Here is a 10306-nt window from a genome sequence, read left to right on the forward strand (position 1 = left end):
ACGCCTCAGGCGACGCCAACGCTTTTGGAGGCGTCCGCGGTACGGGCCCTTCACATCGCCAGTCACCGACACCGCGTCCCGGGGGCCGAAGTTCGCCGGTCAAGCGGTGTCACCGAGGCTTCACAGCACCGACGCATTGCCCCTCGCAGGCCAGGACACGCCCGTAGCGTTTTGCCAACACTCGGCACGAAAACGGAAACGCACACAAGCTCTCCCTGCAGGGCGTGAGCGCAATCCTCCCGCGGCCACAGGCCGTGAGCAGGGCTTACGCGAAGGCGGTAACGGCCGGTTGGCCGCACACCCCACCCTCCCCACCGACACGCCAAGCACGCGCAGTACACGAGCGTTGTTACACATCACCCATATTTCCGTGACTCTCGCCTTCATCCTCCATCAACACCCGAAATCCACCTTTTGCTACCCCATCAAACCGTCCCACCGCCGCGAACGCTGCTCCGCAGCCCCACCCAGCCACCCAGCCGACACCCGAAAGTGAGTGACGACCATCCGCACCCGACGATGGCTGAAGACAGCGGCGCCCCAAGCTCTGCGATGGCTACCACGCTCCGTTCGCCACCGGCGCGCTAACCGATCATCCAGGCAGCAGCCCATCCCTGGATCAAAGCGGCGGATAGCGCCCCATGCAGCACCTCTGCACGCGGAAGGGTGAGCTGGCACTGCTTCTCCAGGCTCGCCAGGGATTGTGCATGCGCCACGTCTCGATCGGTTTCGTCCGGGATACCGGCACCCAGGACGGCCTCGCGGACAAGATCAGGCCAGGAGCCGGTGATCTCCGAGGACCACCTGCCGCCACAATGGGGGCATGTCCTTCAGCCCGCAGCACTCCGTCTCCTCGCCGAGCCATCTTTCGGGTGCGGTCGCCGAGGATCTCGCGCTGTACCGGGAGAAGTTTCGGCGGCGTCTGCCGGAGTCGCTGGAGGAGTTGCACGGGCCGGCGCGGGGATCGTGGAGCTGCCGCTGCACGTGGCCTGGTAGGGGATGACCTCGTACGACCTGGGCAAGCCTCGTCAGCACATGGGCCTGTACCGCGCTGTTCTGCACGAGGGCCTGCGCGATGATCTGCCCCAATTCCTCAACCCGGATCTTCTCCCGCGGATGTGGCCGGCGCTGCGCACACTCGTCGGTCGCACCGTCCGCTCGTGTGGGAAGAGGCATTCCCCCAGCTCGCCGCACGCGCCCAGGCAGCCGCGTGACGGAGATGCCGGAGCGGCACACGCGGCTCTTGGCGGATGTAATCACGCTCGGCGCGCAGTATCCGCTGGTTCTTACCGGGAGGCTACGCCGTGCGAGCGCACCGCCTCGCGAGCCGCCCCAGCGAGGATCTTGATTTCGCAACCGAGAACCCGGCGCCCATGACCGACATCGCGGCCGCGCTCCGCGCCGGCTGGAAGCCCGCGGCTGGACGGTGCACGCGCTGGAGACCGCTCCGCCGTCCGCCCGCTTCACCGTGGCCGACCCGGGCACCGGGCAGGACTGCGAAGTCGATGTCCTCAAGGAGATCTTTTCGCCGCCCGACTGAAGCTCAAGACGCAGCGGGGGCGTTAACCGGAATGGAGCTCTTGAAGTCGGTGAGCGTTAGCGTCGCTTCGATGTCGGGGTCGGACGCGAAATGGATCTTCTGGCGTACGCGCACGACTCGCCCCTCGTCGTTGATCCATGCATCGGCGTCAATGGCGGTCGCGGGGCGCAAGTTGCGTCCGACGTTTCTGTCCACCGACTCGATGTCCTCCGGGGTGAGGCGGGCCGATACCCGGAAGGACTCGCTCCCCCGGTGCACGGAGGCGCTGTGACCGAGCATGAGCCGCACGTACTGCGGGAGCCGGTCCACGGGTACACCCCCCTTTGCCGCCGATGCAGGGAACTCCTGCCACACCCCATGAGTTCCGCTAGCGCGCCGGTACACCTTCTGCCGGGTGATCACGACGTCCTCGGTGTACTCCTCGGTTGTGTCTGTCGTGCGCCCTGTGAAAGGCGCGTTGAGGTTGACCCGCCCCTCCATGACCTGGAGTCGTTTAGGTCCCGACTGCGTGACCGCTCTGAGCGCTGCCGAGTACGGAACGCTGTCGGCCGCGGCCAGCCGATCGCGTACTGCCTGCGAGCCGCCCTTCGGTGGTGCGGGCTGGTTCGAGGCGCACGCTGAGAGCGTCAGCCCCAAGAGCACCACAGTCACAGGTGCTGTTCGGTGATGAAACAAAGGTGGATCCTCAACTGGCGTGCTGGGAGCCTGCCTTTGAACCCCTATTTGCGCCGCGGCAGCCCGGCACGCACGCTTGCCGCGCGCAATCGACCGCATACTGCGCCCGCGACTGCCCGCGGACGAGGGGGCTCAAAGACAGGCTCGTATTTGTCTTAGGGAGTCATTCCAGGAAGCTGTCGATGGGCGCCGCTTGGTATTCCGTCGCGCCCGCCGTGGTGATGCCGCTGGCTGAGCCGGGCAGCCGCAGGGAGCCGGTACCGCTCACGTACAGGTCGGCCGTTCGGTCACCGTCCGTGTCGCGCAGCCGTACCAGGCCGCCGAGCTGCTCGTCGGCCGTCAACGGACCCGGAATGCCGGGGCTGTTGCGGGCGAACCACTGCGAACCGGTACCAGACAGGCCGCTCGCCCGCCCCTTGAAGACGTGCACGCCGCCCGCGTAGTCCTTGCCGTCGATCTCCTCGCCCGGCACGCCGACTGCGAGGTCTGCGTAGCCGTCCCCGTTGACGTCGCCCGCCGAGACGGATGAGCCGAACTGGTCGTAGTTTTCCGGGGATCCGGAGACGCCGCTGGTCGACTGGGTGAGGCGGGTGCTTCGGGACGGGCCGGCGGACGAGCCGTACCAGACACTGACGCGGCCCTTGTACTTCGAGTAGAGGGATGTGCCGACGGCGATGTCGCCGTAGCCGTCCTTGTCGAAGTCGGCGATGACACCGTCGCCGCCGCGCTCGGAGTTGCCGCCGTTGCCGGACTGGGACTCCAGGCGGAGGCTGTTGCCCGGGGTGAGCGAGCTCGCGCCACCCTTGATGAACCAGACGTCGGAGGCGATGTATTCGGGGCTGACCACGTCACCGATGATCGCGAGGTCGGTCTTCTTGTCGCCGTTGACATTGCCGGAGATCAGGGCCGAGGCGTAGAAGGACGTCGTCTTGTCGAGCTTGGTCACGGTGCCGGTGGTGCCGGAGCGCTTGATCGGGCCTCGGTAGACGTAGGTCATGGATTCGTTGATGACGGCCAGGTCCTGCTTGCCGTCCCCGTTGAAGTCGCCGGTCGCCAGATCCTTGCCCATGTAGTTGTTGCGGCCCGGGTTCTTGTTCGGGAGGGCCGTGCCCGTGGACAGACCGGAGGCGGAGCCCCAGAGAACCGTCACGGCGCCCTGGTCGGCGCCGTGGGAGCCGTTCTCGCCGGTCGCCGCCACCGCGAGGTCGCCGTATCCGTCGCCGTCGAAGTCCGCGGCAGCCCGTACCTCGCCGAACATGTCGTCGGCCTCGTCGGAGCCGGGCACGCCGGGACTCGACTGGGTGATGCGCTGCTGTCTGGGGCCCGGCCCCGTGGCGGTTCCGAAGACCACGGTGACGCCGCCGCCCCCTCTGGCGCTGAAGCTGGAGTACGCGTAGTCGCGGTAGCCGTCGCCGTTGAAGTCGTCGCCGAACTTCGCGGGCGCAGCGCTCGCTGCCGCGACGGGCAGGGAGAGTGGGATGAGGCCCGCTACCAGAAAGGTGGCGAGCGTAGCCGTTGTGCGGACGGGCATGGGTGTTGGGGCTCCTTGTGAGTCGCGGAAGCGGTGGGCTCAGTCGGCGGCAATCTGAGCTGAAGCGGGGTGCGTTGCCGGTGGTGCGTGGGGGGGCGCCACGTGTTCACCGAGAGTCGTCCCCCAGGCGACGCGTGAAGTCTGCGAACAGGAGACCGGTAACGGGGCCCAGGGGTTGTACGTTGGTGCAGAGGAAAGTCGTACGTGCTTGTTCAGAGGGTCGGCGAACGCCTCTGGCAGCAGCCACCCGCCCCAGCCATCGTGGCCAGGCTCCTCGCCCGGCGTGCCCGCCGACCTCCCGGCTGTCGAGCCCGGGCCGACGGGCTGAGCGTCCGTGCGTGATGAGGCTTCGCGAAAATCCCCACGGCCGATCTTCGCCTCAGTTCGTCCGCTGTTAGTGGGGAGGGTGAGGAGCTAAGAGCGCGCCCTGCCGTGCTGGTGCGGAAAAGCCGTTGCCCTGGGACCTGTTGGGGCTGGTAGACAGGGGTATGGACGACAAAGTCATGCCCCCGGTCGAGCGGATGCTCGCGGAACGCGCCTGCGAGCGCATCATCGTGGACTTCATCCACCGCCTTGACCTCGGCGAACCAAGTTCGGTGGCCGAGCTGTTCACGCCCCATGGTGTCTGGCACTGGCCTTTCGGGGACCGGCGCATCGAGGGCCGCGAGGCCCTGCGCGCCTACTTCGCCTCTCGCCCGGCGGACAGGCTGTCGCGCCGTCTGATGACGAACATCCTGGTCACGGTGGAGTCCGAGGCGACAGCGCGGGCGGTCTCCTACCTGACGACCTACCGGGTCGATGGCTACTCAGGTGGAATGATCGAGCCCAGGCTCCCGGCCAACGTCGGCCACTACGAGGACGTCTTCCGGAAGATCGACGGCGCCTGGTTCCTCGCCAGCCGCACTGTCTTCCTCCCCTTCGGCGGCGGAACGGAACAGCTCCCCGTCGCGGGTGCATCACCCGCCTGACCACACCGCTTTGCGGTCCGGCGACCGTCAGGTCGCCGAGCCCTGGTGATCGGTGAGGGTCAGCCGAGCGGGCGCGAAGGGCCTCGCCCACCGCTCGCTCCCACGGCGCGCCAAGCGTCTCCCAGGCCTTGGCCGCGACCTGACCCCACACGCTCACCGCGACCTCACCGACGCGCGGCAGCACCTGGTCCACGTCGACGCCCGCCTGGCGCAGCACAACGCCGACGCCGAGCGGATGGCAGAGAGAGGCGCAAGCCTTGGACCTTCATCGCCAGAGGGGCGCCGTCACGCGAGGATGTCCTGGTGCGAACCGATGCCCCCTCGGTGGAGCAATGCCTCGCCGCGTGCTTGCCCCGCCTGCATCAGTTGGGCTTTTGGTGTCCTGAGTGAGAGTGCGTCGCACGGACCGCGCCCGGCTGCATCCCGGTTCACGGCGCGGCAACGCGCGCCATCAACTCCCCGCCATTCCGGGCAGCCGGCGTAGGGACTTCCGGTTTCGGTCGCTCAGGTTCGATTCCTCGGCCAGCTCGTCGCGCACCGGCCTTGCTTGGCCACGGTGTTCGTTGTCGGATGGCTCCCCTTGCTCGCCCCGCTCCCAGCCCCGGCCGCCGTGGCGTCCGCGCTTGCCGTCACCTGGACACGGCGAACCCGTCGCGGACCCAGCCCCGCGTTCCGGATGCCAGACCGCTCCTGGAACGGTGGCTGAGCTTGACGTACATCCAGGCCTGCGGATGGGCGGCGGTGCCCTTGCGGACCGCAGTAGAAGGCGGGCAGGTTCCAAGGAGTCAGGATGGCTGGACTTGGTCGAAGAGGGCGAGGGCTTCGGCGGGGTCCGGGCTCACGAGGCGTTCCAGACCGGCCGTCGTGATCTTCGCCCACCTGCCGGCCCGTGCCCACATGTGTTCCTCGAAGGCACGGACGGCCTCGTCCAGAGCTCCAGGGCCGGCGGCGGTGGCGGTGGCGATGGACTCGGCGAGTTCGGCGCCTTCCAGCATGGCGAGGTTCGCGCCCGCTCCCAAAGGGGGCATCAGATGGGCGGCGTCGCCCAGGAGCGTCACCCCGCAGACGTGGGTCCAGGTGTGGGACACGGGCAGGACGTAGAGGGGGCGGTGGACGAAAGCGGTGGCGTGGCGGAGGAGGTCGAGGACGGGGGCGGCCCAGCCGTCGAACAGCGCCAGCAGGCTCGATCGCACGGCTTCGACGTCGGCCAGGTCCAGGTCCGTGTGCCAGTCCAGCGGCGCGCGGAACTGGGCGTACACCTTGACGTGGCTGCCGCTGTTGCGCTGGGCGACGAGAGCTCGGTTAACCCCGTACACGGCCATGGAACCGTCGCCGATCAGCCGGGCGAGGTCAGGGTGGCGGGTGTCGACGTCGTCGAGGGAGGTTTCGACGTAGGTGACGCCGGCGTAGTGCGGCGTCACCGAGGAGACTGCCGGGCGTGTCCGGGACCATGCGCCGTCCGCGCCGACCACGAGGTCGAACGTCTCCTGTCGCCCGTCCGAGAAATGGACAAGTACGCCGTCCCGGGTTCCCGGCACCACCTGCCTCACGCCCCGATCCCACTGGACGTCGAGAGGGCCGAGCAGCAGGTCCCGGAGCTGTCCACGGTCGATCTCGGGATTGGCCCGGTCATCCGGACCGGCTCGCCAGTCGCGCAGGACGGTGCCGTCCGTCTCCAGGATGCGCATGGCCTGCCCCTCGGGGCGGGACAACGCTTGGAACTCCGCCAGCAGCCCCGCCTTGTTCAGCGCGAGCTGGCCCAGCCCCTCGTGCAGGTCCAGCGTGCCGCCCGGGGGGCGGGCGTCGGGGGCGGGATCGCGTTCGAGGACGGCGACGGGGTAGCCGTGGCGGTGCATGACACGGGCGAAGGTAAGACCTCCTGGGCCGCTCCCGACCACGGCGATACGATGCCTCATAGCGAGACACTGTATCTTTGCAATACGGTGTATCGCAGCAGAACGGTGTGAACCATGAGTGTGTGGGACCGGCCGGAGCCGCCAACTCGTCCCGTGCCGCTCGATCAGGAGCGGATCGTGGCCGCCGCCATTGCGCTGGCCGACGAGGGCGGGCTGGACGGGGTGTCGTTGCGCAAGGTCGCCGCCCGGCTGAACGCGGGCCCGATGCGGCTGTACGGATACATCTCCACCAAGCAGGAGCTGTTCGACCTCATGATGGACGAGGTCTACGCCGAAATCCTCCCCCAGGAGCAGCCCGGTGACTGGCGTGAGGCGCTGGGCACCCTCGCCCACCGCACCAGACACGCCGCTCTCCGGCACGAATGGCTGGCCGACTTGCTTGGCGGCCGCCCGGCTCTGGGCCCGAACGCTCTCGCCGTGGGCGAGGCCACCCTGGCCGCCCTGGAGAGCGTCGCCGACATCGACACCGCCATGCGCGCGGTGGAGACTGTCGGCGCCTACTTCACCGGTGCGATCAGGCGCGAGATCGCGAACCTGCGGGCCGAGCGCGCCACGGGCCTGTCGAAACACGACTGGCAGCGCGCCTCCGGCCCGCATCTGACAAGGATGTTGGCCACAGGTCGCTTCCCGGCGCTGGCCAAGGCCGTGTACGACGGCACCGACATCGATGCCGAGGCATCCTTCGAGACCGGGCTGGACTGGGTCCTCGATGCCGTGGCCGCCAAACTCACCCGGCCGCCGGCATGACGCTCGGCCCCTGCCGAAGGTGGGCGAGCTCGGGGCCCGGTGCCCAGGGCGGATCCCGCAGATTGATCACAGCCCAATATGCGCCCTGAGATCAGCCGAGACCATGATGAGCGGCCCACAACGCCCCGGCACGGCTGGCAGCGGCGGAGATCAGGGCCGCAAGTTCGGGGTTCTCGGGGACGGGGAATGAGACGTATGCGCCCCGACCACCACCTACTGGTCTGCCGTAGGCCTTCACGGCGAGGTGACCGTCCGGGAGAAGCCGGACGTTGAGCGTCGTCAGCGTGAACGCTTCACCGCGTCGTGTGTCCGTCCAACGGAGGGCCTGCGGGATCGTGACATTGATCGCCAGAGCACTTACTTCCAGGTCGCTGCTCATTGACGGATAATCTCACGCGAGTCGCCGCAGGCGTCCGCCACCGACTCATGCGGCAGGCGACTCGAACGCGCCCTAAGGACGCAGCGCAGGGCGTGCTTGCCGCAGGCGGACAGCGGGCCTGACTACCGGAACGGCTCGCGGCCCTGGCAATCGAGGACCTCTCCCCCCGGCCTCGCCCACCGCCTCCTCTGCCCCCCCTCCACCTCGCACTCGGCGACGTCCACACCCCTACCCCGTCCCCTCATGGGCCGACAGCCTGTAACCCACCACCGTGAGCGTCAAGCCGGCCCCAAGCGGCCCCCACCGGCCGCCCAGAAGTCCCCCCGCCCTGCCAAGGACCAGCCAACCTGACCAGCCAACCTCACCAGCTCACCCACCCGAACAAGCGGCCCGATAGACGGCAATGAGGACGGTGAGGCGCGGGTTGAACCCCTCTGCCTCCTGCAGGGCCGGATCGGGCAGCGGGTCGTCGACGGCATAGCCGAGGGCGGGGCACCCGGTGACGTGCCCGCGCAAGGCGTCCAGGTGATCGAGGAGAGCAGCGCGACGAGCCTGCTCAGGGTTCAGCGAGCGCAGCCACGCGAGGCGTTCCGCCGTGGTCTCCGGGCGCGGGGGCAGGTCGCGACGGATACCGTCGGCCCGCTGGGTGAGGGTGTTCCACACGGGCATGCGCAGCGCCGCGACCAGTGTCTCGGGTGCGGCGGCCTCCACGGCGGGCGTCATGTTCCCCACAGTCGCAGCGGCCGCTGACAGCGCGATGCACCCCGGGCACCAGGTCAGTCGTCCGTGGTGCGCTCGATGGTGCAGTCGGCTCAGCCGTGGATTCCCCGCCATGGCTGGGAACGCACTGCGGGGGCAGGTCTTGCGGCGCTGCTGCCGCACCCAGAACGAACGCATTGCGTCCATCTTCCGTGCGGTACGCGTACGCATAGCAGGTCAGGCGGCGTCCAGACCATGAAGCGGGGCCCGCGCCGGCTCGGGGATCAGCGCGGGTCTCATTGTGCTCCATCAACCGCCGTCCGGCGGGCGCGACAGGTGTCACATCGGGGCCGGATGCGCGCCCGCCGCATCGCCTGGCGCGGCCAGTCGCGTAGCTGGTCCGCGGTGACCGCGCCACGATGCGTCAAGGTTGGCAGGACGGCCGGACGCTGAGCAGCTCGGTGCGCAGCACGGGCGTGCCGTCGACGGGCGCCGGGTCCTGCGCGGTTGGTTCGATACCGCCAGCAGCGATCTCGTCGAGCGTCTCCACACCGGCGGCACCGACCGTGCCGAACACCGTGTAGTTCGGTCGCAGCGCGGAGTCACCGTAGACGACGAAGAATTGCGAACCGTTCGTGTTCGGCCCGGCGTTGGCCATCGCCAGCAATCCGCGCCCGTAAAGGCGACGGGCGCCGGTCGGATCGCTCGGTGCCGGCGGCAGGTCCACCGGCAGCTCGTCCTTGTACTTGTACCCCGGCCCGCCTTCGCCGGTGCTGGTCGGGTCGCCGCACTGCAGGACCTTCAGCGTCGGGTACGCCGTCAGGCGATGGCACACCGTACGGTCGTAGAACCGGTGCTGCGCCAGATGCACGAAGCTCTGGACCGTGCACGGCGCCTTCGCCCGGTCCAGACGCAGCGGGAGCGGGCCCTGGCTGGTCCGGACAGCCACATCGACCGTGCCGTGACTGGGGTGCGTCGTGGATCGGGCGGCAGGGGAACCGGCCGCGCCGCCGGCTCGTCCGGGGTCTGGGTGTACTGGCAGGGACCGTGCGTGGTTCGCGGCGGGGCACCGGAAGCGGAGGCGGTGGTGCCGCCCCCGGACACGACCAACGCTGCCGCCGCCAATGCGGTCATCGAGTCTCCTTCGTGGATACCCCGGCCTTCAGGCCGGGGAGGAAACGAAGCTCCCGCGTAGCGGGGCAGGGAAAGGCGAATCGCCGCCAGGGCGATTCGCCGTCTATGGCCACCGGCCAACACCCGTCGCTCACACGGGAACTGATAGGATGTGAGCTATGGCGCGGCAGGTCAGGCGGGCGTTCAAGTACCGCTTTTACCCCACGGACGAGCAGGCGGCAGAGCTGTCCCGCACGTTCGGCTGCGTCCGCCTCGTGTACAACAAGGCGCTGGAGGAGCGCACTCGCGCCTGGTACGGCGAGCAGCGCCGCGTCTCCTACGTGCAGTCGTCCGCTGCGCTCACGGAGTGGAAGAAGACCGAGGAACTGGCCTTCCTGGCGGAGGTGTCCTGCGTCCCTCTTCAGCAGGCGCTGCGCCACCTTCAGACCGCGTTCGCCAGCTTCTTCGCCAAGCGAGCGAAGTACCCGCGCTACAAGAGCCGGAAGAAGTCCCGAGCGTCGGCCGAGTACACCCGCAGCGCGTTCAAGTGGCGTGACGGGCGACTGACGCTGGCCAAGATGGCCCAGCCGCTGGACATCCGCTGGTCGCGTCCCCTGCCCGAAGGCGTGGAGCCGACCACGGCGACCGTGTCCCGCGACGCGGCCGGGCGTTGGTTCGTGTCCCTGCTGTGCGAGGACACCATCACGCCCGCGCCCGCAACCACGCAGGCCGTGGGCA

At 68.9% G+C, this 10306-nt stretch carries 9 protein-coding genes and 2 pseudogenes; 5 read left to right on the forward strand and 6 right to left on the reverse strand.

What is annotated here, in order from left to right; translation table 11 throughout:
• Positions 1-823 precede the first annotated feature (823 nt).
• Positions 824-1214: pseudogene (locus tag AB0924_RS26755) on the forward strand (hypothetical protein).
• A 5-nt stretch (positions 1215-1219) separates the two neighbouring features.
• Positions 1220-1525, forward strand: a pseudogene (locus AB0924_RS26760) (nucleotidyl transferase AbiEii/AbiGii toxin family protein); the annotation flags it as partial.
• 18 nt (positions 1526-1543) lie between these two features.
• Here AB0924_RS26760 and AB0924_RS26765 read toward each other — a convergent pair.
• Both AB0924_RS26765 and AB0924_RS26770 read right to left on the reverse strand, forming a co-directional pair.
• Positions 1544-2182: a hypothetical protein gene (locus AB0924_RS26765; RefSeq protein WP_358940187.1), complete on the reverse strand. Its 639-nt coding sequence runs from the start codon at positions 2180-2182 to the stop codon at positions 1544-1546.
• Positions 2183-2378: 196 nt separating this feature from the next.
• Positions 2379-3746 (reverse strand): FG-GAP and VCBS repeat-containing protein, encoded by a 1368-nt coding sequence (locus AB0924_RS26770; RefSeq protein WP_358940185.1) that lies wholly within the window; start codon positions 3744-3746, stop codon positions 2379-2381.
• A gap of 488 nt (positions 3747-4234) precedes the next feature.
• Here AB0924_RS26770 and AB0924_RS26775 point away from each other — a divergent pair, with 488 nt between their 5' ends.
• On the forward strand, positions 4235-4714 hold the full coding sequence (locus tag AB0924_RS26775; protein ID WP_358940184.1) for a nuclear transport factor 2 family protein: 480 nt from the start codon (positions 4235-4237) through the stop codon (positions 4712-4714).
• A 785-nt stretch (positions 4715-5499) separates the two neighbouring features.
• On the opposite strand, the gene AB0924_RS26780 is transcribed toward AB0924_RS26775, so the two are convergent.
• The gene (locus AB0924_RS26780) at positions 5500-6630 is read right to left on the reverse strand and encodes an NAD(P)/FAD-dependent oxidoreductase (protein ID WP_358940183.1); all 1131 of its coding nucleotides are present in this window, start codon (positions 6628-6630) and stop codon (positions 5500-5502) included.
• Positions 6631-6684: 54 nt separating this feature from the next.
• Here AB0924_RS26780 and AB0924_RS26785 point away from each other — a divergent pair, with 54 nt between their 5' ends.
• Positions 6685-7377 carry a TetR/AcrR family transcriptional regulator gene (locus tag AB0924_RS26785; protein ID WP_366912730.1) on the forward strand — a complete coding sequence of 231 codons (693 nt, stop codon included), beginning with the start codon at positions 6685-6687 and terminating at the stop codon, positions 7375-7377.
• Positions 7378-7468: 91 nt separating this feature from the next.
• Here the strand turns inward: AB0924_RS26785 and AB0924_RS26790 are convergent, their stop codons facing one another.
• The 3 genes from AB0924_RS26790 to AB0924_RS26800 form a co-directional block, all read right to left on the reverse strand.
• Positions 7469-7756, reverse strand: coding sequence for a hypothetical protein (locus AB0924_RS26790; protein WP_358940181.1), 288 nt, complete (start codon positions 7754-7756; stop codon positions 7469-7471).
• Positions 7757-8125: 369 nt separating this feature from the next.
• Positions 8126-8479, reverse strand: coding sequence for a hypothetical protein (locus AB0924_RS26795; RefSeq protein WP_358940180.1), 354 nt, complete (start codon positions 8477-8479; stop codon positions 8126-8128).
• Positions 8480-8879: 400 nt separating this feature from the next.
• Positions 8880-9404, reverse strand: a complete 525-nt coding sequence (locus tag AB0924_RS26800; protein WP_366912731.1) for a peptidylprolyl isomerase — start codon at positions 9402-9404, stop codon at positions 8880-8882.
• 343 nt (positions 9405-9747) lie between these two features.
• Here AB0924_RS26800 and AB0924_RS26805 point away from each other — a divergent pair.
• Positions 9748-10306: transposase (locus AB0924_RS26805; RefSeq protein ID WP_366912732.1), on the forward strand; the 559-nt coding region annotated here is incomplete at its 3' end.

The sequence above is a fragment of the Streptomyces sp. NPDC047869 genome, from assembly GCF_040704065.1.
Taxonomy (GTDB): domain Bacteria; phylum Actinomycetota; class Actinomycetes; order Streptomycetales; family Streptomycetaceae; genus Streptomyces.